This is a genomic window from Moritella sp. JT01 (genome assembly GCF_001574435.1).
GTDB lineage: Bacteria > Pseudomonadota > Gammaproteobacteria > Enterobacterales > Moritellaceae > Moritella.
Genome location: NZ_LOCN01000028.1, coordinates 67,398 through 92,622 on the forward strand (window position 1 = coordinate 67,398; position 25,225 = coordinate 92,622).

The following is a 25,225-nucleotide window of genomic DNA, read 5'->3' on the forward strand; positions in this document are numbered from 1 at the left end:
ATAGGTGGCCATTTATGTCAATGATTAAACCATGGAAGTTAATAAGTCTGTTATTTATTTTACAGTTATTAGCTGGCTGTGAATCAAAACTTGAACAAACACAAACAACAATTAACCAGCAAGTTGCAAGGGTTGAAAGCGATCTTGATAGATTGGGTTCGGCAATTGACAATGGCAGTGTTCGAAATGCAAGACTGTTAACTGCATATGCGCAAGTTTTAAAACAACAAAAACCAGAGCTAACACGTATAGCAAACCTGATTACAGAAGATGCTACTCGACAAGGACCTTTGTATCAGAATCTAGGTATGCGTTTAAGTGATGTTAAATTAGAAACTGTCACGTTAGATAATGCTAACTCATTACTTGATGAGCTCACTCGTATTCAAGAAGCGGCTAAGCTGAGTTTATTTAATGATGCGTTAACAGATCCGATTAATGTATTGGCGGATATGTCTGACGGTGAACTCGCACGTGTTGGCGCGATTAGTCAAATCGCAGAAAGAAGTTCGGGTGATGGTTCAGACTATGGTGCGGGCAGTCAGATGGTCGGTAACCCGAATTACGGTAACTGGCAAAGCGGCAGTGGCGGTACCAGTTTCTGGCAGTGGTACGGTATGTATCGCATGCTTGGTGATTTAACGGGTCGTGTTAATTATTCAAACTGGAGTAACAACCGCCGTTATAGTTATTACAGTGATTATGGTCGTTCACGTTATACCAGTCCTAAGCAAAGTGCTCAGCAAGCCGCAGTTGAAACTAAGACTCGCAAGTCTTTTCAACGTAAAGGCCAATCATTTAGCTCTCCTTATGCTAAAAAACGTTCAGGCTCTGCAGGTTTGAGCCGCTCTAGCTACACGCCAACTAAAACGGTGAGTAGTTATTCTAAGTCGAAAAAGTCGTTCACAAGTAGTAAAGCGAAAAGTAATACGGGGTCATTTCGTAATAGTGGCGGCCGTACATCACGAGGTGTGAGACGCGGTAAATAGATAGCTATTATAACGAATTGATAGAACTGTCATGAGCGAATAGATCGAACGCCGTGAGCAAATAGATAGAATAAGTTATGGAGATTAAGTATGTACGAGTTTGATGGATTGACGCTGTGGACGACACAAGCATTGGTGATTGATTTTATTATTATCATTGCTTTGTTTGTTAGTTTAAAAATGATCAAAGGCTGGGTATCAAATTTACATGCCAATGATGAAATTGCAAAGCGTGATAACTTTGCCTTTGGTATTAGTTTTGCGGCTGGCTTAGCTGGACTGGCCATTGTATTAACAGGTGTCACTAGTGGTGATTTTGCTGATTCACTCTTTGAAGAAGCGGCACAAATGGCAGGGTATGGCGTATTAGCTATCGCGTTAATTAAAGCAGGTCATTTTTTCCAAGATAAGGTGGCATTACAAAAAGTCAGTCTGCACGATGAAATCGTTAAAGGTAATGTGACCGCCGCGTTTGTTGAGTTTGGTCATATTGTCACGGTTGCAATTGTGGTACGTTCTGCGCTGATTTGGGTGCTTACAGAAGGTTGGCATGGTTTACCTGTGGTGATTGCCGCGTTTGTTGTGGCTAACATAATTATGTTATTAGTGAGTAAATATCGTGTGCACTTATTTAAACGCACAGGTGATTGCCTGCAACAACTTATCTTAGATGATAATTTGGCTGTTGGTATTCGTTATGCTGGATTTTTAATTGGCTCTGGCTTAGCGATTACCGCGGCAACCGGCCTTGCGCCGTATGCTGCCGATAATATTGGTTTAAGTCTCATGTATTGGGCATTTTTTGCTGTTATCAGTGTGGCTATCTTTGCTGTTTTACAATTGATCACCATTAAAGTGATTTTATCTGGTGTTGATATTGCAGATGAAGTTATTCGCCAAAAGAACATTGGTGTTGCGGTTATATCGGCAACCGTTTCGTTTTCGGTTGGTTTAACGATGGCAACTTTACTTGGTAGCTAATTGCTTATTTAAGTAATAGATTGGCCTATTTAAATAATAGATATGGCTCAAATTTAATAATGCTGTTCAGTCATCATGATGCTGTTCATGTTGTTGAGTTTGAGCTTTTTAAGTTTCAAGTCACGACTTAATTCTCTTAACATCAATTAAAATACAGTAAGGCATCGTGTGGAACACTCAGTTGTAAATAGTGATAATAAAGCAAAACAAGCACAGCAGCGTAAACGTACTTTATGGTTTCACGATGCGTTATTAATCTCGGTCATGATCATACTTGCTGGTTGTGGTTTGATTTATGAATACTTGCTTTCGCATTATGCGGGCAGGGTATTAGGCTCGGTTGAAAGTGCTATTTATGCCATGATAGGTACCATGATTGTAGCAATGGGTATTGGCGCGTTTATGGCGCGTTGGTTTAAAGATGCCTTTACTGCATTTGCTTGGTTAGAAGCGTTAATAGCATTAATCGGTATGAGCTGTATTTTGATTATTTCAGCGATGATAGCCGTGAGTTATAGCTTACCTCAGCTGTTATCAGCGACGTTTAATTTACCCAGTAATGTTGTACTTGATGGCTACTTACCACAACAGTTAGAAAAAATTGCTAAATTTATGCCGTATGTGTTCGGTTTAATTCTCGGTATCTTTATCGGTATGGAGATCCCTCTGATCGCAAGGGTTCGCCAGCAAGTATATGGCCGATTTTTAGAAAACAATGCCGGTACTATTTATGGTGCAGACTATATTGGCGCTGGTATTGGTGCCGCGATTTGGGTCTCTATCATGCTGTCGTTGCCCATTATGGAAGCGGCGGCCTGGACAGCATTATTCAATGTTATTGCGGGGCTAGCATTCTTATGGCGTTATCAAGATAAGATCCGTTGGGCTAAGTTATTGTTCCTTTGTCACTTGTTATTAATTGTATTGTTCTCGGTTATTTTAACCTTGGGTACGGGCTGGTTAGCGCAATTAAGCAGTGTGTTATACAAAGATAAAGTAATTTACTCTCAGTCGACAAAATATCAGCACGTGGTCGTGACTGAACGTTATTTGAAAAACCAAGCCGAACCAGTGACAGACTTGTTCATTAATGGTCATTTACAGTTTTCTAGTGCTGATGAGCAGCTATATCATGACTTATTAGTGTATCCGGCAATGCTTGCATCTAACCGCCACGATAAGGTACTCATTATTGGTGGTGGTGATGGATTAGCACTGCGCAATGTACTGCGTTGGCCTGTAAAGTCGGTGACTTTAGTGGACTTAGATGCTGAACTATTGGCATTGTTTGGTGCCAATACCGTGGACTATGCTGCGCCTGAAGCAATCAAACAACGTATGTTAAGTTTAAATGAAAGTTCATTACAAGATCCGCGTTTAACATTATATGTGACTGATGCATTTTTAAAAATAGAGGCATTACTCGATAAAGGGGCTAAGTTTGATACGATTATCATTGATTTACCTGATCCCAATCATCCCGATTTAAATAAACTCTACAGCGATTACTTTTATAATCAGGTGCGTCAATTATTAGCAGCAGATGGTGCATTAGCAATACAATCGACATCGCCTTATCATGCTCAAAATGCATTTTTAAGTATAGGTAAAACGGTGAAAGAAGCAGGGTTTTTACATGTTGAACAGTATCAACGTAATATTCCGTCATTTGGTCAATGGGGCTGGACGATTGCGACAACACGTGGTAAATCGGCAAGCCGACGTATAAAGGATGTCGATACTTTACCTGTACCGTCGAGCTGGTTAAATAAAGAGTTTTTATTAGCGTCGTTTGTTTTTCCTGGTAATTTTTATGACAAAATGGACACCATTGAGATTAATCGACTTGGCTCTGGGGTATTGTACGATTATAACCGTGAGGCGTGGCAAACTGAGTCAGAATTGTATAAGAATTAGTTGCGGACATAGTCATTAAGGCCCTGTAACTGTGTTGTTTTATTGTAATGTTGATAAGTGAAAATAACGATGGAAGCAAAAATCTATAATCAACGCTGGTGGTTAAGTAGTTGTGATAGCGAATCTCTTAAACGCGTAATTTCAGCTGATCTAAATCGTGCGGGTTTTACGGTATTGAACTTTGTTGAGCATTATTTTCAACCTCAGGGTTATACCGCGTTGTGGCTGTTAGCTGAAAGCCATGCTGCGGTACATACGTTTCCTGAAGAGGGGAAATCGTATGTCGAGTTATCCAGTTGTGCTGCCTCTTTATTAGATAATTTTGACCGTTACTTGCAAGGGTCGGCGGCTAAACAGCAATGGCAAGTAACGACGTCGTAGTGGCTTGGGTGTAAACCGTTACGAATAAAGCAGTTTCAAGCTCATTGCGATAGACATGGTGACCATTAATGGTTTAATGATTTTAACGCCTTTTGATAATACTAAACGAGAGCCAAGTGTTGCCCCTAGCGCTTGGCCAACTAACATAATGCCACCCAACGCCCATAATACCTTCCCGCCGAGTGCAAAGAATATCAACGACGCGATATTAGTTGCGAAGTTTAGCACTTTGGCGTGTGCAGTTGCTTTAGCCAAGCCGAACCCTGCCAACGAAACAAATGCCATTGCAAAGAAGCTCCCAGTGCCCGGACCAAAGAAACCATCATACAAACCAACACCGAAAGCCGCTGTTACTGCAAATAGTGTTGGAGTAAGTACCTGATGCTTATCTTCATCGCTAATTTGTTTCGAAAATAAAAAATAACCACCGATGGCAAGAATGAGAAAAGGTAAAATGACTTCCAATATGCTTGGGTCAATGGATTGGATCGCAATACTGCCGAGGGCTGAGCCGACGAAAGTACAGGCAATGGCCAGTTTCATTTTTCTTACATCGACCATTCCTTTGCGAATAAAGTAAAAACTGGCAAAGAAACTACCGCCACAGGCTTGTAGTTTGTTGGTTGCAAGGGCCGTTGCAGGAGGAAGACCAACCCATAATAATGCTGGAATAGTCAGCAGACCGCCACCGCCAGCGATAGAATCAATAAAACCAGCGACGACCGCTACTAAAAATAACAGTCCAACAATTTCTGCTGATAACTGAAAAGACATATCCAAACCCATGATGTTGTGCTCCTGCGTAATTTTAATTGCAATATTTTGAAATAACCTGGGTATATAATCTTATTTGCACGATCAACGCAAAGGAGTTATCTTCTTTGTTGTGTGAGATAAACTCACGCAGTTTGTATTCGTCAGTTAAAATGAGTATTGCTATGTATCCTAATTTACCACCATTAAATGCCATGCGTGCTTTTGAGTCAGCCGCAAGAAATGTGAGTTTTACGCTAGCTGCCAAGGAGTTGTTTGTGACGCATGGCGCGGTGAGTAAACAGGTGAAGATATTAGAGCAATACCTTGGTGTGAGCCTATTCATTCGTCAACATCGAAAGTTAGTACTTACTGAAGAAGCGAAACCTTACTTGCTCAAGGTTCAGAATGCGTTGCAAACAATTAATAGTGCTACGCAAGAGCTCATATCCCAGCCACAACTAGCACAACGTATCGCCATTAATGTATTACCGAGTTTGACGATTAGTTGGTTAATCCCGAGTCTGGAAAGCTTTAAGCTCAGTAATCCTAATTTATTCGTTGATTTATCCATTGGTGATTTTACGATTGATTTTACTCAACATCAGTATGACATTGCGATACGCAGTGCAACGACACGACCACATGGTTGTAATGTGATTAAGCTGATGGATGAGGACTTGTGCTTTGTGTGCTCGCCGCAATTAGCGCAGCAGATGACATCACTGCATGATATCAACAAGATGACTTTGCTTGAGCATACTTCGAGACCGGGTTTATGGCGTTATTGGGCAGATGATATAGGAATGGAGTTAACCACGGATAATAAGTTTGGGATGGAGCATTTCTATATGCTCAGTCAGGCAGCTGTAAGCAGTATGGGGGTGGCACTGATCCCGCGATTTTTTGTGAGTCAGCAACTTGCAGAAGGCAGTTTAGTGGTGCCATTTTCAGCCAGTTTTGTCAGTCCATATAGTTATTATTTACTAACGCCAACGGCCAGCCCATTACCGTTGAAAGTACAAACGTTCGTTGACTGGCTATTGCCTTTATTTGCACCGTATAGATAACTGTATTGGTTATTGCTTGGCTTGTATTAACGACGTATTATTTTCCGAGACACGACTTCAACACCAGGTTGATTTCGGCCATTCACGGCATTTAACGCCATTTTAAGTGCGTGTTCGGCAATTAATTCAAATTGCTGCGGTAATGATTGAATTTTGCTGGGTAAGAAATCCAATAAACGGTTATCACCAAAAGTAGCCAGTTTCGTTGTTGCCATTAAGCTTGGGTTGAGTATCAAGCAATCAAGTACGCCTTCAAATAGCGTATATGAAGTGGCTAAGATGGCATCAGGAAAAGTATCGTTATCTATCCATTGTTGCACTTGGGCTTGACCTTGTTCTTGACTAAAGTGATCACCATAAGCGGTTAATCTTTTAACCGGGATACCATGCTGCTTAATCGCGGATAGAAATCCTTGTTCACGCTCTTTCGATATACCAAGGTCTGGTACTGCGCCTACTAAGCCGATGGAACTAATATCTTGTTGTAATAAGGCCTGGGTAAGCTCATAAGCCCCGTCTAAATCTTCACTGATCACACAAGAAAAAATTTCATCATCCATCGCACGATCTAACCCGATAACTGGCACACCATTGGCTTGAACGGTGCGGTAATAGCTGTGATCAGCAGGAAGTGCACTTGCTACTAATAAAGCATCAATACGACGACTTAATAAGGTTTCTGCGACTTTTATCTCGGTATCCACATCATCATCAGAGCAAGAAATGATGAGTTGGTATCCCGCTTTACGTGCATCCCGTTCGAGTAATTTGGCTAATTTAGCATAACTGCTGTTTTCTAAATCAGGAATGATTAAACCAAGCGAGCGGTTACTGCCTGCACGTAACGATTGTGCGGCATGATCAGGGCGGTAATTATGTTCATTAACGACAGCCATTACTTTTTTTTGGGTGTTTTCACTAATGCGGTGTTTACTGGCTTTCCCGTTGATCACATAACTGGCCGTGGTACGTGATACACCCGCTAGTTTGGCTATTTCATCTAATGTCATGGTTGTTTCATCCCTAATCTGTGCGCTCGCTCATAGTTTCTTACATGATTTGTTATTGACCGATTGTAATCGGTCTAGAAACACTTCAGTATATTAGCTGAAAGGTTTCAGCAATGCCATTTATTCTCATTTTGTCATCACTGAAGCCTTTTTAACCACCTATTTGCTGAAACGATTCAGCTCGATTTTAAAGCAAAGAGTAGTCGCATTATTACCTAAGGTATTATGGAGTAAAGTTATGTTGTCACTGTCTTCGAATGACATTAAGTTAAATCAATCGGCGCCGAACAAACAGCTCGCGATTAAAACGCTGGCGCAAGATTTGGTAAATAAAAATTATGTGGAAGCAAATTATGTCGAGGGTATGTTTGCGCGTGAAGCGCTGCACTCTACATATTTAGGTAATGGCATTGCTATCCCACATGGCACGGTTGATACGCGTGACTTGGTTAATAAAACCGGTGTGCAATTACATCATTTCCCACAAGGTGTGGATTGGGGTGAGGGGCAAACAGTTTATTTAGCCATTGCAATTGCGGCTAAGTCGGATGAACATTTAGCCATTTTAAAACAGCTGACGCATGTATTAAGTGCTGATGGCATAGAGCAACAGCTACAGCAATGTGATAGTACGGAATCTATTATTACCTTGCTTGAAGGTCGCCAGCAATCAGAAACACTATTCACAGCTGATTTAGTACAACTTGCTTTCCCAGCGAAAGACCTATCACAACTCACCGCTGTTGCGGCGGGATTACTTAAACATCATCACTGTATTGATAATACTGGGGTTGCAGATGCGATCACAACACCTATGACTCATCTGGGTCAAGGTTTATGGTTAGCGAAAACAACGAAATCGGTAGCGACAACGGCTATTTCGTTTGTAACACCTGCGGAACCCTTATATCAAGACAACTTAGCTGTTCAAGGCGTGCTCATGCTGGCAAGTGCTAACAACCTGCATCTGAATAACATGCAATGCGTGGTTGATTTAGTTTATCAGCAACAAGTGAGTCAGTTATTTAATACAGATGCTGACACGGTTATTGGTTTATTGACGAACGTTAAACCGAGTGGCGTAACGGCCATCTTTACGATTCATAACAGCCATGGTCTACATGCAAGACCAAGTGCCATGTTAGTGAATATCGCCAAGAAATATCAGGCTGATATTCAAGTCACCAATGCGGCGGGTAAATCAACCAATGCAAAAAGCTTGATGAAATTAATGTCTTTAGGCGTAAGTTGCGATGAAGTGCTTACGTTTACAGCCCAAGGCGATGACGCTGAATTGGCGTTAAAAGCGATTGGTGAAGGTATCGATGCTGGATTAGGTGAAGGTAAATAATGATCATGCAATTAACAACATTAAAAGTAGTAACCGTGACGCTAAATCCAGCATTGGATTTAACGGGCCACTTGCAGACGCTCGCTAAAGGGACGGTAAACCAAGTTAATCATTGCGCATTAGAGCCCGCGGGTAAGGGCGTGAATGTCGCTAAAGTACTCGCTGAACTCGGGGCTGATGTGACAGCGACTGGATTTTTAGGTGTTGAAAATGAAGCGCCTTTTTGTCAGTTGTTTGAGCGTACCAAGATCACAGATAAATTTATCCGCGTACAAGGTGCAACACGTATCAACGTTAAGTTAGTCGAAGCGAACAGTCAGGTTAGTGATATTAATTTTCCGGGCGTAAGCGTTACTGCTGCGGCACTCGTAGAATTTGAAACCATGCTGTTTAACTTATCGTTAAGCCATGACGTATTCATTATTGCGGGTAGTTTACCTGTCGGTGTTAGTCCAGAAGTGTGTGCTAATTGGATTGAAAAATTGCAACAGGCAGGTAAAAAGGTATTTTTTGATAGTAGTAATGCCGCATTAAGTGCAGGACTTGCAGTAAAACCTTGGTTAATAAAACCGAATGATGAAGAGTTAGCCCATTGGGCGGAAAGTTCGGCACAAGCGGACAAATCATTAACCGAAATCGCGCAGCAGTTATCAAACACAGGTATTGCCAATGTAGTGGTATCACTCGGTGCTGAAGGGGTTATGTGGTTAAACAAAGAAGGGTGGTTACAGGCAAAACCGCCTACGATGGATGTTGTTAGTACGGTTGGAGCGGGTGATACCTTAGTTGCTGGTATGTGCTGGGGGCATCTGAATAACTGGGATAAAGAGCAAACATTACGTTTTGCAACGGCATTATCAGCGCTAGCGGTAACGCAAGTTGGTGTTGGCGTTAAAGACATAAATTCGGTACAGGCTATGAGTGAACACATCGCTATTTGCTAATTTAAAGGACATTAATAATGAAAATTGCAATTGTAACGGCTTGCCCAAGTGGTATAGCAAGCAGCCTTATTGCTGCGGGTTTATTAGAAAAAGCAGTCACAGAATTAAAGTGGCAAGCGAATATCGAATGTCATTCATCTGTCGCCCCTGTAACGCCTTTAACTGATAAGCAGATTGCTGAAGCTGATTGTATTATTGTTGCGGCGAGTAAGAACATTGATGATGCACGTTTCATTGGTAAAAAAGTGTACCGCTCAGAAGTGGATGTTGTATTTACTGATGCTAAGGCATACTTAGAGCAGGCCGTTGAAAAGGCGGTTGAGCTTGTTAGTAGTAATGACGTGGCCGTTACAAGTACAGAAACGGCTATTGCGGGTAAAAATATTGTGGCGATCACGGCTTGTCCAACAGGTGTTGCACATACCTTTATGGCCGCGGAAGCGTTAGAACAAGAAGGAAAGCGTCTAGGACATACGATTAAAGTTGAAACGCGTGGTTCTGTTGGCGCTAAAAATCAATTGAGCAGTGCTGAAATTGCCGCTGCGGATATTGTTATTATTGCTGCTGATATTGATATCGATTTAACCCGTTTTGATGGTAAAAAAGTGTATAAAACCAGTACCGGTTTAGCATTGAAGAAAACTTCCCAAACAATGGATAATGCCTTTAATGACGCACAAGTATATCGTCATGGTAAAGCGGCAACAAACGAACAAACAGGCACCGAAAAATCGGGCGTTTATAAGCACTTAATGACAGGTGTTTCACACATGCTACCGTTAGTTGTTGCTGGTGGTTTGGCTATCGCCTTGTCATTTGTATTTGGTATCGAAGCATTTAAAGAAGAGGGTACATTAGCCGCCGCGTTAATGACTATTGGTGGAGGTTCGGCCTTTGCGCTTATGATCCCTGTACTGGCTGGCTTTATTGCGTTTTCTATTGCGGATCGCCCCGGTCTTGCGCCAGGTTTGATTGGTGGTATGTTAGCAAGTTCAACTGGCGCTGGTTTCTTAGGTGGTATTGTTGCTGGTTTCCTTGCCGGTTATACCGCTAAGTTAATTGCAGAAAAAGTACAGCTGCCACAATCAATGGAAGCACTGAAACCTATTTTAATCATTCCGTTAGCAGCGTCGTTAATCACTGGCTTAGTGATGATTTATGTTGTTGGTGGTCCCGTTTCAGCGGCGATGAATGCACTCACTGAATTCTTGAATAATATGGGGTCGGCTAACGCTGTGCTGCTGGGTATTATCCTTGGTGGCATGATGTGCTTCGACCTTGGTGGTCCAGTAAACAAAACAGCATATACCTTTGGTGTTGGCTTATTAGCATCGCAAACCTATGCGCCGATGGCCGCTGTGATGGCTGCAGGTATGGTGCCAGCACTCGGTATGGGTCTGGCGACTTTCCTTGCAAAGCGTAAATTTAATAACACTGAGCAGGAAGCAGGTAAAGCATCGTTTGTTTTAGGTTTATGCTTTATTTCTGAAGGTGCAATCCCGTTTGCTGCTCGCGATCCAATGCGTGTTATCCCAAGCTGTATTGCTGGTGGCGCATTAACAGGTGCATTATCTATGTTGTTTGGCGCTGAATTAATGGCTCCACATGGCGGTCTATTTGTTCTGTTAATTCCAAACGCGATTACACCTGTATTTATGTATTTAGTGGCGATTGTTGCGGGTACACTGGTGACGGGTATCAGTTATGCAGTACTTAAAAAGTCAGATAAGACAGAAGCGGTGATAGCTTAATTAATTTGCCTCTATGTTAATCCAAAGCCAGTTTAAGTTAATGCTTAAGCTGGCTTTTTGCATTAACGATAGAGACATATGATTTATCTGTAATAGCGAGTATATTAGTGGCGACTGTTTACATTCAGTATGAGCGCATTTGGACACGGAGCAAGTATGCCATCACATTTACCCAAAAAGTTTAGTCACGTATTTTTAAAAATATTTAGTTATATCGAAGCTGTGTTGCTTGTTTTAATTACTATGGCGACAATTTACGCGATGGCAAATGACTTTTATCATGTTTATGAAGAACAAACGGTAAAGTTAACGGATATCTTGTTAATGTTTATCTACCTAGAAGTACTCGCCATGATCCAGCAATTTGTTGTTAATGGTAAGATCCCTGTTCGCTATCCTATCTATATCGCAATCATGGCAATTGCCCGTTATATTACGCTAGGAATGAAAGAACTACAGAGTGTGGATGTTGTCTGGTTATCGGTTGCTGCATTAGTATTAGCAGTATCGACCGTTATTATCCGTGCAGGTCATTTCTATTGGCCTTATAAACCATTAGGTGACGAATAATAACAGCCTTAGTAAGGGACTTAATTCCTTGTACTGTTTAATCTTTTACACAAATAGTAGACGTTTGTAGCGGCTGTTGGATTGCCGCTATTACTTTCTCTGGTGATTGAATAAAGGTTTTATTGAGTGACTTGCTATCTAACTTAGTCTCTAAATAATGTACATAGTCGTTCACTTTATGTTCCGCATAAGCGGTCGGGTAACTCACCTTACATGCTTGATACCACTGCACATAATTATCAAAGAACTGACTGGCATTATCCGCTGGCATTGCCGACATTAAGTTGGCCATATTACGGCTGACTTGAAAGTGCTGGTAATCAATCGGTGTATTCCAAAAACCACCCCAATATAAAAAGCCATTATCAGCAAAGGTAGCGACAACATCTTCAGCAAAGCCTTGGCGTTCATCTTTACCGTATCTAAATTTCATTCTATTCGCGTATTTAGCACCATCGCCAGGCTTGAATCTTGCGCTACCTTGTTCACCAAACTCAACGAACGGGTTCTGTTTTGGGTTAATGTCAATAGCTAAACCATAGGCATGAACTGATAGTGAACGCTTACCTGTGATAGGGCGATAGTTAAATGCGGAAGTGTTATTGTCTGCCATTGATAGGTCATCATTACCGTGATAGTGGCGGATTGGTTGTGCTTTATTGATGGGAAATTTCAATTCATATAAACGATCAAAGATCGTTGCTACGTAAGGTGATACTGCATCCATGACGATAATTGAACCGTTATTATGCTGCTGATCCTGAAAATCGATATACTTGAATTGTACTTGTCTTAAACGCCTACACTGCACAGGCGCTGCTGAGGACATAACGCCCGCATTTGTCATTGCACGACAGTCTTTGCCTGACAATTCAGTTATATTTGCAGCCGAAACAGGCAACAGTGAATTACAGATTAGCGCTGGGATTAATCTTTTAAACCAATATGTTGACATATTATTCCGTTCATTTGACCATGTTTTGATCATCTTAACGTGCAGCTGATAAATGTAAATACGTAATTATTTTATGCATGTGCTCTGTCGCGGCTTATCTTAATTCTGTCAGCTATAATGGATGAGGGAATATTGATTTAAACGCTGAGTATTGGCGCATATATTCAACAACATAAGGAAGTTTGATGCATAAAATAATAGCAATGGCATTGTTTGCAGGTCTACTCACGGGTTGTGAAACGTCATCTCAGGCTTATAATATGGCGCAACAAGGCGCTGATGCTTTTTCGTGTACCGAAATCAGTAAAGCATTTTCAGCTTATGAAATGGATCGGCAGTCTACATCGGGGCTAACGGTACTTGCTCCGCTTATTTCTGCTGATATTGGCTCTATGACTCAAAGTGCAGCTACAACGACAGATACTTATTATGCTCAAGCTAAATCGAGTGCGAATATGACGCTGCTGCTGAAAGGTTGTACGCCTATTATGTAATGGGCATATTTGGGATGTGAGGAATAAGCTGAGGTAGTACCATCAGCTTATTCCTCTATATTAGATAAGACGTAAATGTAGCTTAATGTCGGCTAGCGTTACTAGCCTGATGGCATTGCTAGAATTTCGGTAACGTTAATACTGGTAGTATATTGCACTAACTTAGGCTCTTGTTGGCTACGTGCTAATACCGCCATACGGTCTGATAGCTCGTTTCCTTCGATATTTGCATGACCTTTAACATGTGAAATAATTAAATTGGATTTTAATTTCTCGTACAAACTAAAGCATTGTTGAATAATGGCTAGGTTTTTAATTTCTTCATTCTTACCACGTTTCCAACCTTTATTTTTCCAACCTTTTGCCCACTTAGTGATGCAATCAATCGAATATCTAGAGTCAGATAGCACTTGTACTGTTTTACCTTGTTCTATGTGTGAGGCTGCAAAGCGGAAGGCGACTAATAAACCATTTAATTCTGCTGAGTTGTTCGTCCCGTTAGCTTCGTATAAGCCGTACCATAATTGTGACAGCTTATCTTTTTCATAAACAGCCATGCCTGTACCCGATTTGCCCGGATTAGGAGAGCAAGCACCATCACAATAAATGTTGAGATCTGCAACTTGTGGTGGTGTTGATAGAATTGACTTAGATGCACCTGCAGGGCGTGTTGCTTTTGGTTTAACACCTGAACCTGTCGCCCCTTCTTTTGCTAATGAGCGTTTCATTAATGCGCGAGTATAGGTTGAGGCGAATGCTTGGTCTGCTTCTTCTTTTGATGGGAAACCCATGTATTGCGCATCACTGCGGCCATCAATCTGTGCTTTAGTTTCAGACCAATTATCAAATACCCCAGTCTTCACACCTTTCCATACTACGTAATGTTTTTTACTCATAACTTAATTTAATACTCTTAAAGTTTAATGCCTAAATAATAAATGCCTTAAGCCAAATTACCAACTATAACCATAGCCTTGTACACAATTCATGCGTTATCAAGCGGGCTATTTATTATATTTTTTCATTTTCGATAAATGTTTTAATCAGGCGTACGACTAAGTCGGGTTGTTCATTCGTGACCCCATGACCCGTGTCGGGTATAACAATAAGGGGCGCTTGTATTTTTTTACTCAGGTAAATGCCATGTTCAACAGGAAATACACGATCTTTTTCACCCCAAATGAGCAATGTTGGTGTTGATGATACTGGCGCCTCGAGTAAAGCATCTCGATCGGCAGGTAATGATTGAACCATGGCTATTTTCTGTTTATGCCAAGCGGCAAAGTAAGTTTGATAAATTTGATCTGCAATAAAATCGGGCATCATTTTAGGTTCAACAAAAATACCACCAAATAAACGGCGTAATTCATCGCTGTTCTTTGGTATAAAGAAGTCCTCTGGTTTATCGACAGCAAATCGTTTGTTTAACGCAGCAAGGTCATCATCACTGAAGTAGGGGCCAGGACTGGCGATGATGATGGCTTTATTAATTCGGCTATCTTGAGTGTTATTGAGCATATTAAAGGTGATAAAGCCGCCATAAGAGATACTGGCAATATTGACATTATCAAGCTGTAATTGATTGACTAACTGCCATATTGCTTGTGTTTCTGTTGCGAGGTTAGCTTCACCTGTGCTAAAAGAGTCACCAAACCAAGCTAGGTCTGGTGCGATAACATCATAATCTTTGCTGAGTGCCAGCATTTCTTTTTTCCATGTCGTGACGGCATTGCCACCAAATCCATGAAGCAGTAATAGTGGCTGTCCTTTACCTCCACGCCAATAACTCAGCGAACCACCTTCTTCTAAACTCATCAGGTGCTGCTCAAAGCCCACAGATTTTAAGCTATCTTCATCCGAGTCTATTTTCCAGCGAACAACCGAACAGCCTGTTAATAATGAAAAACATATATAAATAATGAATAATTTTAGCTTGTTGGAAATCATATCGTTTGGCCGATTACTGAGGGAATATAAAACAATACCTTAGATTGGAGGTAAATAAAATAACATTAATTTAACTTAGTGGTATCAAAAATAATATTATTTAAGTGGTAGGTATGAAAGAGTAAACGGTGATTTAGAATGAATGAATGGCAGAAATCAAAAAGCATACCAGCCATTTGATGTTGGCATGCTTTTTAATAAACAGTTATTTATTGGCGGTTAGCGCTTTTTCTTCGCTTGTTTCTGTAATGCCATATCAAATTCGTCAGGGAACATAATAAGACCTTCGTCATCAAGATTTGGGAAGACAACGATAGCTAAGTCATCATCCATTAAACCAGATGTCCAGCGGCTTTGCCATTTAGCTAATGAAATAGATTCTGTTTTACAGTGTTCCCATTCGCCAGTAGCCCAAGATTGTGCAAACTCTGCGTTAGGCCATACTGGCACACAATCTTCATCATCGTTATTTAGCATTACACAACCGTGTTCATCCGTTAAGATCCAGATTTTACGTTCGTTTGTCACTTCTTTTAATAAATAGCTAAGGCGCTTCTCTTCATCGTAAGCTTGAATTGTTGCTATTTGGTTCTCGTCGAGCGTGTTTGACATGTAATCTGTTCCTAATTTTTACTAATATGACGGTAATACTCATCACCGACATGTAATTGTTTATTAACCAAAGATGAGCTGCCAAATGCTAGGCTTACTTTTCTTGTGGTATTCTTTTCTTAAGCTATCAACGTCTTCTAATTTAGCTTTCGCAACGGCGAGGTTTTCGTCTGTGATATTGGCTTGTTGAATGCTGTTCAGTATTGATTCTACTTTATCTAAACCTTGATTTGACATTTCTGCACGGTCAGGTGAAAAGTTATAGCTTTGTGCTACGGCAAGCATTTTACTCATTTCATCAATGCGAGTAGAAAACTCATCCGCAGATGTTGTTTTCATTGCTTGAGTATACGCTAATCTCATTTGTTTCATGGTAACTTTAAGATCGATACTGTCTATTTCGGCACTGTTGACCAATGTAGAAAACAATAAGCTGATGATAAGGCCTAGCTGAGCAAAACGATTCTTCATGATTTATATCCATAAGTAATGATTAAATGCTGTTGTTAATAACACCGAGAGCGTAATAACAGTCAGGTTTGTATGGGGGATTAACCGCGATACATATTTTCGAATGATTTAATTGAGAAACCACGCAGTATTTGGTCACCAATCTTAAGTGTTGGTACACCTCGACCACCAATTGCGGCTAATTCTTTACTGCCACGTGGTTCATTTACGCTGCATAAACGGTAAGGTATTTTCTTTTCATCTAGGTAGCGCTTTGCCGTATCGCAATTTGGACATTTCTTTTGCGTATATAACACGACTCTTTTCATTTTAGCCCCACAAGGTTGATTGTAAAAAGGCGCATTATACCAAGCTAACACTGATTCACAATGTATCAATATGACCAAATGATTTGAAATACACTTTTTTACAAAATGGTGGAATAATAAGGCAACGATGTGCGGTTTCAATTGTTTAATTTATACGCGTTATTTTAATGGAATATGGATAAAGTAGTGGGTTTAGGTTTCAAGCTTAGGTGCAGGTATACTGTAATTATAAACATGATAATTGAAGATAATAAAGTATGAGTATTATTCTTGGCATAGATCCGGGTTCCCGGATCACTGGATACGGCGTGATCCAACATATACACGGTAAGTTCCAATATTTAGGCAGTGGTTGTATTCGTACATCAGGTGATACATTACCTGAGCGCTTAAAGCAGATCCATGCGGGAGTGAGTGAAATTATCATTCAATTTCAACCAGATAAATTTGCTATTGAAGATGTATTCATGGGTAAAAATGCAGCTTCAGCATTAAAGCTGGGCCAAGCCCGTGGTGCCGCTATCGTTGCTGCGGTATCTAATGATCTTGAGGTTGGAGAATATACCGCTCGTCAGATCAAGCAAGCCGTCGTTGGTCACGGTGGCGCAGATAAAGAACAAGTCCAGCAAATGGTGGTGAATTTACTTAAGTTACCAGGAACGCCGCAAGCTGATGCTGCCGATGGACTCGCCGTGGCATTATGTCATGCCCAGAGTTTACGTACCTTGATTAATATGGCGGGTAAGGTTAAAGGCACTGCGCGCGGACGTTACAATTAACCGAAAAAAGAAATTGATCTGGATATTTAACCAGTATTTTATTATGCTACTTAACATTATATTCGTATTTAAAAATGTTGGAAAATAATTGTGATTGGACGTTTACGTGGCACTTTATTAGAAAAGCAACCGCCCGAAATTTTACTTGAAGTGAATGGTGTCGGTTATGAAATTAAACTGCCAATGAGCTGCTTCTATGAGCTTGGCGATGTGGATAAAGAAGTGATCGTTTACACCCACTTTGTGGTTCGAGAAGATGCACAATTACTTTACGGCTTTAATAATAAAATGGAACGTTTAATGTTCCGAGAGTTGATTAAAGTGAATGGTGTTGGCCCTAAACTGGGATTAGCGATTCTATCTGGTATGACGGCAAACCAGTTTGCACACTGTGTTGAACACGATGATATTAACAGTTTAATTAAATTACCGGGTGTGGGTAAAAAGACCGCTGAACGTTTATTGGTCGAAATGCGTGACCGTCTAAAAAACTGGGTGACTCAAGATTTGTTTACCCCTGAAGCAGATAAAGCACAATTACAAGGTTATGGTAATACGTCATCGAATGCGATTGAAGAAGCGGAAGACGCCTTGGTTGGTTTAGGGTATAAACCTGCGCAAGTAGCGAAGATGATCAAGCAAGTTGCACAGCCAAGTATGAGTTGTGAAGATATCATTCGTCTGTCATTGCGTGCCACCTTACAGAATTAATTTAGGAAGTTACTTTAGTGATTGAAGCTGATCGATTAATTTCTAGCGGTACCGTCCGTGAAGAAGAAGTGATAGACCGTGCTATCCGACCAAAAATGTTGTCAGATTACCAAGGTCAGGACCATGTACGTAGTCAAATGGAAATTTTTATTGAAGCCAGTAAACGTCGTGATGATGCGCTGGACCATTTATTAATTTTCGGTCCTCCTGGACTCGGAAAAACAACGTTAGCAAATATTGTGGCAAACGAAATGGGGGTGAGTATTAAAACTACCTCTGGACCAGTGCTCGAGAAAGCAGGTGATCTTGCTGCATTACTGACTAACTTAGAACCCAATGACGTATTATTTATTGATGAGATACATCGCCTGAACCCGTCAATTGAAGAAATTTTATATCCTGCAATGGAAGATTACCAATTAGATATTATGATTGGTGAAGGCCCGTCAGCACGTTCGATCAAGCTTGATCTACCCCCGTTTACGCTTATCGGTGCAACGACGCGTGCGGGTTCGTTAACATCGCCATTACGCGATCGTTTTGGTATTGTCCAACGCCTTGAGTTTTATAAGGTTGAAGATTTGCAAGATATCGTATTACGCTCGGCAAAGTGCTTAGGGCTGAAGATGGATAGCGCGGGTGCGTTAGAAATAGCCAGACGTGCACGTGGTACACCGCGTATTGCCAATCGTTTATTACGTCGTGTACGTGATTATGCAGAAGTAAAACATAATGGCGATATAGATGCCGAGATCTCGTGCGCGGCGTTAAGCATGCTTGATGTGGATACTTGCGGGTTTGATTACATGGACCGTAAGTTGTTAATCGCGATTGTTGATACTTTCTCGGGTGGACCTGTTGGATTAGATAACGTTGCTGCGGCAATCGGTGAAGAACGTGAAACCATTGAAGATGTACTTGAACCGTATCTTATTCAACAAGGCTTCTTACAGCGTACTCCACGTGGGCGTATTGCAACAGCACGTGCTTATCTACATTTAGGCTTTGATTATCCAGAAAAATAACGGCTGAAATGTATTCTTCACATTAAATCAATTTCATCTCTTATTTTTGTCAGGTATGATTGTTGAACTTATAGCGCCAAATTTTAGATTGTAGCGTTATAAGTTAGAGTTATAGTGTTTAAAGATGTGGGTTTTAGAATAATGCAAAATGATATAGTAGAAAGTGCATTCAACGTGCGTGTTTATTTTGAAGATACAGATGCTGGTGGTATGGTTTATCACAGTAATTATTTAAATTATGCAGAACGTGCAAGAACTGAAATGTTACGTGATAAAGGCTTTTCACAAGCGCTGTTATTACAGCAAGATCTCGCATTTGTGATTCGTAAAATAGACATCGATTACCGTTATCCGGCATTTCTTGATGATTTATTAATTATAAAGTCACATATTAAGGAACTAAAACGCGCATCGTTGGTCTTTTCTCAGTGTATCTATCATGAAAATGGTAAGTTACTGTCAGAATTAACCGTTAAAGTGGCATGCATTCAATTATCACATAAGAAACCGTGTGCGATGTCTACAGAAATTATAAGGAAACTAACCAGTGGAAGCTGCTGATATTTCATTTTTTGAACTTTTTTGGGAAGCTAGCCTATTGGTAAAAGCAGTGATGTTAATACTGCTTTCCATGTCCGTAGCATCATGGGCAATGATTTTTCACCGCTCAAAAGCATTGAAGCAAGCCAATGAAGCGTCGAAACGATTTGAAGATAGATTTTGGTCTGGTATCGATTTATCTAAATTGTATAAAGAAAGCGAATCGCGGAAGAATAATATTCAGGGTATGGAGTTAATTTTCCACTCTGGGTTTAAAGAATATGTGCGTATTCATAATACTGATCAAGAAAATACCGATGCGATCATGGATGGCAGTTACCGTACGATGCGGGTTGCTTTATCGCGTGAAGTTGACGACCTTGAAGTTCACTTAAATAATCTAGCTACAATCGGCTCAATTAGTCCTTATATCGGTCTGTTTGGTACGGTTTGGGGTATTATGAGTTCATTTATTGCATTAGGTGCTGTGCAGCAAGCAACGTTGGCAATGGTTGCACCGGGTATTGCTGAAGCCTTGATTGCAACCGCAATGGGTCTATTCGCCGCGATTCCAGCTGTTATTGCCTATAACCGATTTTCTGATCAAGTGATGAGAATTGAAAATAATTATGCTAATTTCATGGAAGAATTTTCAAGTATTTTACATCGCCAGACCTTGGCTAAAAAAACACAGGATTAAGCTATGGAGCCTTATCGACGTAAGCGTAGACGACCTGTAGCGGAAATTAACGTAGTACCGTATATAGATGTCATGTTGGTGCTACTTATTATTTTTATGGTGACGGCCCCGTTAGTGACTCAAGGTGTACTTGTCGATCTACCACAAGCCCAAGCCGAAGCGTTATCACAAGACAGTAAGCCACCCATTGTCGCTTCTGTTGATAAAGATGGTTTATATTACCTTGATGTGGGTGACGGTGATAAGTCACCTATGTCGCCCGATGATTTAGCGACGTTAGTTGCAGCCCATTTAAAACTACAGCCGGACACACCTGTTGTCGTTAAAGGTGATAGCTCTGTGGCGTATGCACAAGTGATCCGTTTAATGGTTGTTTTACAACAGGCTGGTGCAACTTCTGTTGGATTAATGACAGATCCAGTAGAGTAGTTAAATTTAAAGTAGTTAAGAGTTAAGAGTTAGAGTTAAGGGTAGGGTATAAATAAAGATGAAGGATAATCGGTCTAAGTACTCAGTCGCTATTATTATTTCGGTTGGATTACATGTCGTTCTACTCGTGCTACTTGGTTTAAGTGCAACCTCGACACCATTAAAACAACAACCAAAGCCAAAAGTGCAAGCTATCCAAGCTGTCGTTGTAAGTGAGCAAGCGATAAAGCAACATGCTGACCGGATTAAACGTGCCGAGCAAGACAAACGCAGAAAAGAACAGCAACGAGTGCAGCAAGCGGAAGACCGTATTAAAAAGCTTAATGAAGAACGTCGACAAAAAGAAGCTGCAATTGTAAAAGCAAAAAATGATCAGCGAAAAGCAGAACAAGCAGCAAGACGAGCAGAGACCAAGCGCGCCGAAAAAGAAGTTGAACGTAAACGAGCTGAAGTTGCTGCGCTTAAAGCTGAGAAACAACGTTTGAAGAAAGTTGAAGAACGTAAACGTGCCGAAGCTGCAACGAAGAAAGCAGAGCAACAACGTGCTAAGAAAGAATTAGAGCGTAAAAAATCTGAACAAGCCGCTGCAGCAGCGGATAAAAAACGCAAAACAGCCGAAGAAAAAGAACGTAAACGTCAGGCTGCTGCTGTTGCCGAGAAGAAACGTAAAAAAGCAGAAGAAGCCAAGCTTAAAGCTGAACAAGAACGTAAGCGTGTCGCAGAACAAAAACGTAAAGCGGCAGAAAAAGAGCGCCAACGTGTCGCTAAAATAGAACGAGATCGACAAGAACGTTTGATGCAAGCGCAAATTGAAGCTGAATTTGCATCCGAGTTAGATAGTGAAATCCAACAACTCGATGCAGTACGTCAGCAAGAAGTTTTGAGTGAAGTAGATAAATACACGCTGAGAATTCAAAGTTCGATCCAACGAAATATGTTAACCAGTGACGCAATGAAAGGTAAATCTTGTGCGCTTAATATTCGTTTGTCTGACTCAGGTTTGGTACTAAGTGTAACGAGTGGTAAAGGCGATAGGGTTGTTTGCCGAGCGGGTGTTAACGCGGTGAACAAGGCTGGTTCTTTACCTATGTCTACTGACCCTGAAGTGGCAAGTAAACTTAAAAATATTAATTTGATTTTTAGACCAGAGATTTAATATGAGTATAACTAAACGATTTTTATCTTTCTTTATTGTGTGTCTCATGCAGATACAAATCGCGCATGCGGCATTAGAAATTGTAATTACAGAAGGCACAAACAGTGCCAGACCTGTTGCTGTAGTACCATTTAAGTGGTTAGGTGCACAGCCTAAACCAAAAGACATGACGGATTTCGCGCGTGTTATCGCGGATGATTTACGTAATAGTGGTCGTTTTTCGCCATTGGAACGAGGCTTAATGCCGCAAACGCCAGCAACAGAAAGTGCCGTTGACTATGCAGCCTGGAAAGAAACAGGTGTCGAAGCAATAGTGATTGGTACAATAAAACCACTACAAGATGGTCGTTTACAGATCCATTTCCAACTCATTAATGTGTTATCTGGTTTTAAAAATCAAACGCCACAAAAAATTGATGAGCAGTTAGTTAAAAATACCGATCATATTAAGCTTAATTTGAAAGGTAATTTCTCGACTCGTCGTCCTCGTCATATCTCACATCGTTTAAGCGATTATATTTTTGAAAGCCTGACCGGTACGCGTGGCGCATTCTTAACGCGTATTGCTTATGTCGCTATTAATTATGATGATAAATATCCATTTAAATTATTAATTTCTGATTATGATGGCATGAATCAACATGTATTATTCCGCTCAAAAGAACCTGTTATGTCACCGTCGTGGGACCCTACTGGTAAAAAACTGGCTTATATGAGTATGGAAGACAAAAAACATGAAATCTGGATTTATGATCTGGTCACACAGAAACGTGAGCTAATCGAACCGTATAAAGGGAGTAATATTTTTCCGGTATTTTCACCTGATGGCTCGAAGTTGTCGATGATATTGTCTAAATCTGGCCAGGCAGATGTATATGTCTATGATTTAAAGACCAAAAACTTGGAAAGGTTGACGAAAAACCGTGGTATTGATACCGAAGCAACCTGGGCGCCTGATGGTAAGTCGATTGTCTTCACCTCTGAACGTGGCGGGCGTCCGCAAATTTATCAGGTTAATTTAGAAAGTAAGAAAATTAAACGACTTACCTTTGAAGGCAACGCAAACTTAAATCCTTCAATTAGTCCAGATGGTAAAAATTTAGTGATGGTTAGTTTGCAAAAAGGTAAGTATAGTGTAACGAAGCAGGATTTGTCAGATGGATATGTTCAAAAACTGACTAACGGTCGTCTTGATAAGTCGCCAAGCATTGCGCCTAATGGCAGCATGGTGATTTACAGCACGGTTGTTAAGGGAAAACAGGTATTATCGTTAGTCTCAATGGATGGGCGCTTTAAAGCGGTTTTACCAGCAAGCGATGGAGAAGTAAAATCACCAGCGTGGTCACCTTTCTTGACATCTAAAAAGAATTAATTATTGATAGGAAAATGAAAATGCAACTAAATAAAATCTTAAAAAGTTTAGTAATTGCGTTACCAATGCTGACATTGGCTGCATGTAGCTCAACAACGGATACAACTGCAAATGATGCAGTTGAAAGTTCTGCACAACAAACAACAAATGACTCAACGGCTAATGCTGAATCAGATCCAACTGTTGTTAGTGGTAGTGATACTGACATAAGTATTGACGCAGTTGAAAATTTAACACCTGAAGAAGTTAAAAAACAAGTAATTGACGAGCTACGTAAACGCCATGTTGTTTACTTTGGTTTTGATCAACAAGCCGTTACTGCAGAGTACGGTGAGTTATTACAAGATCATGCTAATTTCTTAATTGATAATCCTGCAGTTAAAGTGTTAGTTGAAGGTCATGCCGATGAGCGTGGTACGCCAGGTTACAACATTGCACTAGGCGATCGCCGTGCTGATGCTGTGGTTAAATACCTAACTAACTTAGGTGTTTCTTCAAGCCAAATCTCGACAGTTAGTTATGGTGAAGAGAAGCCTGTAGATACTTCTCATACTCAAGCTGCATTCTCTCAAAATCGACGTGCAGTGCTAGTTTACTAAGGATTAGTCACCTTGATTCGAATTAATACTAAAACGGCCATGATCATGGCCGTTCTTTATAGTGGTTTCGGGCATGCCGCACCAGCAACCGTATTTGATGTAAATGCAAGTACTGAACCGGTGATAACTAAAAAACAGACTCGCTCTGTTGAGCAACGCTTGACCCGTATAGAGAATATCCTCCAAGCTCGAACGAGAGCACAATTAGAAACCCAGCAGAGACTTGATCAATTATCAATTGAATTAATGAATTTACAGGGTGCTATCGAAGAAAGCGAACTAGAACAAGGCAAAATTACGCAACGTCAACGTGATATTCTCAATGATATTGAGCGTATTCGTACAACACTCGTCGCAAAACCTGTCGTTCCTGCTGCAATTGATGCAAATATTCTAAATGCAACAAATCAGCCGGTAAATTTGACCGGTAAAGATGCTTATAACTACGCGATCAAATTAATCAAAAATGAACGTAAATATGATGAAGCAATTCCTGCGTTACAAAGTTTTATTTCTACGTATCCAGAATCTGAGTTAGCCGCAAATGCACATTATTGGTTAGGTCTGCTTTTTCGTAAAGATAATAAGAATGATGATGCTAAAGCTGAATTTGAGACGATCGTAACTAAGTATCCTACGTCAAATAAACGGGCAGACTCATTACAAAAACTTGGTCAACTCGCTAAGCTATCGGGCTCTAAGGGTGAAGCGAAGCGTTATTTTGAACTCGTGATTAAAGATTATCCAAATGATGCTGTTGCTAAGCTCGCAAAAAAAGAGCTAGCAGCACTGAAGTAATATTTTAAGATTGTTCAACATTAACGAACTATTGGTTTGTGCTATTTGTCATCTTATTGGCGTTAAACTGAACGGAATTCAGAGTTTTATCATTGAATTGTGATTCTGAGCAGATTTTACTTGCAGAGTTTTCTGAAAAAAGTATTATAGCCGCCATTGAGACAGGGGTTAGCGAAAACAACGTAAGTCGTTTAGTTAATTGATATCTTGATTATAGAATTGTCGCGGGATGGAGCAGTCTGGTAGCTCGTCGGGCTCATAACCCGAAGGTCGTTGGTTCAAATCCGGCTCCCGCAACCATTTCTATCACCAATTAATTGGTATATGTGGGTCCTTAGCTCAGTTGGGAGAGCATCGCCCTTACAAGGCGAGGGTCACTGGTTCAAGCCCAGTAGGACCCACCACATTTAATTACGTACCCTAGCGTAAGCTAAATGAAAACATATTGTCGCGGGATGGAGCAGTCTGGTAGCTCGTCGGGCTCATAACCCGAAGGTCGTTGGTTCAAATCCGGCTCCCGCAACCAATTTGTTCGCTATATAATAGCAAAATTTGTGGGTCCTTAGCTCAGTTGGGAGAGCATCGCCCTTACAAGGCGAGGGTCACTGGTTC

Annotated in this window: 28 protein-coding genes and 3 tRNA genes; 23 read left to right on the forward strand and 8 right to left on the reverse strand. The window is 40.7% G+C overall.

Going from position 1 to position 25,225, the window contains the following annotated elements:
* Window positions 1–14: 14 nt before the first annotated feature.
* From AKG98_RS18785 to AKG98_RS18800, 4 genes are all read left to right on the forward strand, one after another.
* The gene (locus tag AKG98_RS18785) at window positions 15–989 is read left to right on the forward strand and encodes a hypothetical protein (RefSeq protein ID WP_067049582.1); all 975 of its coding nucleotides are present in this window, start codon (window positions 15–17) and stop codon (window positions 987–989) included.
* 90 nt (window positions 990–1,079) lie between these two features.
* On the forward strand, window positions 1,080–1,970 hold the full coding sequence (locus AKG98_RS18790) for a DUF350 domain-containing protein (protein WP_067049585.1): 891 nt from the start codon (window positions 1,080–1,082) through the stop codon (window positions 1,968–1,970).
* A gap of 168 nt (window positions 1,971–2,138) precedes the next feature.
* Window positions 2,139–3,887 (forward strand): polyamine aminopropyltransferase, encoded by a 1,749-nt coding sequence (locus AKG98_RS18795; RefSeq protein WP_067049588.1) that lies wholly within the window; start codon window positions 2,139–2,141, stop codon window positions 3,885–3,887.
* Window positions 3,888–3,956: 69 nt separating this feature from the next.
* Window positions 3,957–4,268 (forward strand): S-adenosylmethionine decarboxylase family protein, encoded by a 312-nt coding sequence (locus AKG98_RS18800; protein ID WP_067049591.1) that lies wholly within the window; start codon window positions 3,957–3,959, stop codon window positions 4,266–4,268.
* An 18-nt stretch (window positions 4,269–4,286) separates the two neighbouring features.
* On the opposite strand, the gene AKG98_RS18805 is transcribed toward AKG98_RS18800, so the two are convergent.
* The gene (locus AKG98_RS18805) at window positions 4,287–5,042 is read right to left on the reverse strand and encodes a TSUP family transporter (protein ID WP_067049668.1); all 756 of its coding nucleotides are present in this window, start codon (window positions 5,040–5,042) and stop codon (window positions 4,287–4,289) included.
* Between the two features lie 164 nt (window positions 5,043–5,206).
* Between AKG98_RS18805 and AKG98_RS18810 the strand changes: the two genes are divergently transcribed.
* Window positions 5,207–6,091, forward strand: a complete 885-nt coding sequence (locus AKG98_RS18810; protein WP_067049594.1) for a LysR substrate-binding domain-containing protein — start codon at window positions 5,207–5,209, stop codon at window positions 6,089–6,091.
* Window positions 6,092–6,117: 26 nt separating this feature from the next.
* Here AKG98_RS18810 and cra read toward each other — a convergent pair whose 3' ends face one another.
* Entirely contained in the window at window positions 6,118–7,101 is a 984-nt protein-coding gene (gene cra / locus AKG98_RS18815; RefSeq protein WP_067049598.1) for a catabolite repressor/activator, read from the reverse strand.
* A 238-nt stretch (window positions 7,102–7,339) separates the two neighbouring features.
* Here cra and fruB point away from each other — a divergent pair, with 238 nt between their 5' ends.
* From fruB to AKG98_RS18835, 4 genes are all read left to right on the forward strand, one after another.
* Window positions 7,340–8,452 carry a fused PTS fructose transporter subunit IIA/HPr protein gene (gene fruB, locus AKG98_RS18820; RefSeq protein WP_067049602.1) on the forward strand — a complete coding sequence of 371 codons (1,113 nt, stop codon included), beginning with the start codon at window positions 7,340–7,342 and terminating at the stop codon, window positions 8,450–8,452.
* Window positions 8,452–9,396, forward strand: a complete 945-nt coding sequence (pfkB, locus tag AKG98_RS18825; protein ID WP_067049605.1) for a 1-phosphofructokinase — start codon at window positions 8,452–8,454, stop codon at window positions 9,394–9,396. Before fruB ends, pfkB begins: the two co-directional genes overlap by 1 nt.
* Window positions 9,397–9,413: 17 nt before the next feature.
* On the forward strand, window positions 9,414–11,147 hold the full coding sequence (gene fruA, locus AKG98_RS18830; protein WP_067049608.1) for a PTS fructose transporter subunit IIBC: 1,734 nt from the start codon (window positions 9,414–9,416) through the stop codon (window positions 11,145–11,147).
* A gap of 156 nt (window positions 11,148–11,303) precedes the next feature.
* A complete protein-coding gene (locus AKG98_RS18835) occupies window positions 11,304–11,717 on the forward strand; it encodes a phosphate-starvation-inducible protein PsiE (RefSeq protein ID WP_067049611.1) in 414 nt (137 codons plus the stop codon).
* A 37-nt stretch (window positions 11,718–11,754) separates the two neighbouring features.
* On the opposite strand, the gene AKG98_RS18840 is transcribed toward AKG98_RS18835, so the two are convergent.
* Complete coding sequence (locus AKG98_RS18840) at window positions 11,755–12,672, reverse strand: M15 family metallopeptidase (protein WP_067049615.1); 918 nt, start codon at window positions 12,670–12,672, stop codon at window positions 11,755–11,757.
* Window positions 12,673–12,857: 185 nt separating this feature from the next.
* On the opposite strand from AKG98_RS18840, the gene AKG98_RS18845 reads away from it, so the two are divergent.
* Window positions 12,858–13,166: a hypothetical protein gene (locus AKG98_RS18845; protein WP_067049619.1), complete on the forward strand. Its 309-nt coding sequence runs from the start codon at window positions 12,858–12,860 to the stop codon at window positions 13,164–13,166.
* Between the two features lie 101 nt (window positions 13,167–13,267).
* Here the strand turns inward: AKG98_RS18845 and AKG98_RS18850 are convergent, their stop codons facing one another.
* The 5 genes from AKG98_RS18850 to AKG98_RS18870 form a co-directional block, all read right to left on the reverse strand.
* Entirely contained in the window at window positions 13,268–14,062 is a 795-nt protein-coding gene (locus AKG98_RS18850; RefSeq protein WP_067049621.1) for a ribonuclease H family protein, read from the reverse strand.
* A gap of 115 nt (window positions 14,063–14,177) precedes the next feature.
* Entirely contained in the window at window positions 14,178–15,113 is a 936-nt protein-coding gene (locus AKG98_RS18855) for an alpha/beta fold hydrolase (protein ID WP_067049624.1), read from the reverse strand.
* Between the two features lie 219 nt (window positions 15,114–15,332).
* Window positions 15,333–15,725, reverse strand: a complete 393-nt coding sequence (locus tag AKG98_RS18860; protein WP_006032895.1) for a DUF2750 domain-containing protein — start codon at window positions 15,723–15,725, stop codon at window positions 15,333–15,335.
* Window positions 15,726–15,788: 63 nt separating this feature from the next.
* The gene (locus AKG98_RS18865; RefSeq protein WP_067049627.1) at window positions 15,789–16,196 is read right to left on the reverse strand and encodes a cytochrome b562; all 408 of its coding nucleotides are present in this window, start codon (window positions 16,194–16,196) and stop codon (window positions 15,789–15,791) included.
* A gap of 80 nt (window positions 16,197–16,276) precedes the next feature.
* Entirely contained in the window at window positions 16,277–16,504 is a 228-nt protein-coding gene (locus tag AKG98_RS18870; RefSeq protein ID WP_006032893.1) for a glutaredoxin family protein, read from the reverse strand.
* Window positions 16,505–16,761: 257 nt separating this feature from the next.
* Here AKG98_RS18870 and ruvC point away from each other — a divergent pair, with 257 nt between their 5' ends.
* The 13 genes from ruvC to AKG98_RS18935 all read left to right on the forward strand — a co-directional run bounded on the left by ruvC (window position 16,762) and on the right by AKG98_RS18935 (window position 25,139).
* Window positions 16,762–17,283, forward strand: coding sequence for a crossover junction endodeoxyribonuclease RuvC (gene ruvC, locus AKG98_RS18875; RefSeq protein ID WP_067049630.1), 522 nt, complete (start codon window positions 16,762–16,764; stop codon window positions 17,281–17,283).
* A gap of 90 nt (window positions 17,284–17,373) precedes the next feature.
* On the forward strand, window positions 17,374–17,994 hold the full coding sequence (gene ruvA / locus AKG98_RS18880) for a Holliday junction branch migration protein RuvA (RefSeq protein WP_067049633.1): 621 nt from the start codon (window positions 17,374–17,376) through the stop codon (window positions 17,992–17,994).
* Window positions 17,995–18,011: 17 nt separating this feature from the next.
* Window positions 18,012–19,019 (forward strand): Holliday junction branch migration DNA helicase RuvB, encoded by a 1,008-nt coding sequence (gene ruvB, locus AKG98_RS18885; RefSeq protein WP_067049636.1) that lies wholly within the window; start codon window positions 18,012–18,014, stop codon window positions 19,017–19,019.
* Between the two features lie 141 nt (window positions 19,020–19,160).
* Window positions 19,161–19,580, forward strand: a complete 420-nt coding sequence (ybgC, locus tag AKG98_RS18890; RefSeq protein ID WP_067049639.1) for a tol-pal system-associated acyl-CoA thioesterase — start codon at window positions 19,161–19,163, stop codon at window positions 19,578–19,580.
* Window positions 19,567–20,259, forward strand: coding sequence for a protein TolQ (gene tolQ / locus AKG98_RS18895; RefSeq protein WP_067049642.1), 693 nt, complete (start codon window positions 19,567–19,569; stop codon window positions 20,257–20,259). The genes ybgC and tolQ overlap by 14 nt, the downstream gene beginning before the upstream one ends.
* A gap of 3 nt (window positions 20,260–20,262) precedes the next feature.
* Window positions 20,263–20,688 (forward strand): protein TolR, encoded by a 426-nt coding sequence (tolR, locus tag AKG98_RS18900; RefSeq protein ID WP_067049645.1) that lies wholly within the window; start codon window positions 20,263–20,265, stop codon window positions 20,686–20,688.
* A gap of 58 nt (window positions 20,689–20,746) precedes the next feature.
* Entirely contained in the window at window positions 20,747–21,844 is a 1,098-nt protein-coding gene (gene tolA / locus AKG98_RS18905; RefSeq protein WP_067049648.1) for a cell envelope integrity protein TolA, read from the forward strand.
* Between the two features lies 1 nt (window position 21,845).
* Complete coding sequence (gene tolB, locus AKG98_RS18910; protein ID WP_067049650.1) at window positions 21,846–23,216, forward strand: Tol-Pal system beta propeller repeat protein TolB; 1,371 nt, start codon at window positions 21,846–21,848, stop codon at window positions 23,214–23,216.
* 20 nt (window positions 23,217–23,236) lie between these two features.
* Window positions 23,237–23,815: a peptidoglycan-associated lipoprotein Pal gene (gene pal, locus AKG98_RS18915; RefSeq protein WP_067049653.1), complete on the forward strand. Its 579-nt coding sequence runs from the start codon at window positions 23,237–23,239 to the stop codon at window positions 23,813–23,815.
* A 12-nt stretch (window positions 23,816–23,827) separates the two neighbouring features.
* Window positions 23,828–24,613, forward strand: a complete 786-nt coding sequence (ybgF, locus tag AKG98_RS18920; protein WP_067049656.1) for a tol-pal system protein YbgF — start codon at window positions 23,828–23,830, stop codon at window positions 24,611–24,613.
* Window positions 24,614–24,836: 223 nt separating this feature from the next.
* Window positions 24,837–24,913 (forward strand) — tRNA-Met (locus AKG98_RS18925).
* Between the two features lie 28 nt (window positions 24,914–24,941).
* A tRNA-Val gene (locus AKG98_RS18930) sits at window positions 24,942–25,017 on the forward strand.
* Between the two features lie 45 nt (window positions 25,018–25,062).
* Window positions 25,063–25,139 (forward strand) — tRNA-Met (locus AKG98_RS18935).
* The last annotated feature ends 86 nt before the right edge of the window (window positions 25,140–25,225 follow it).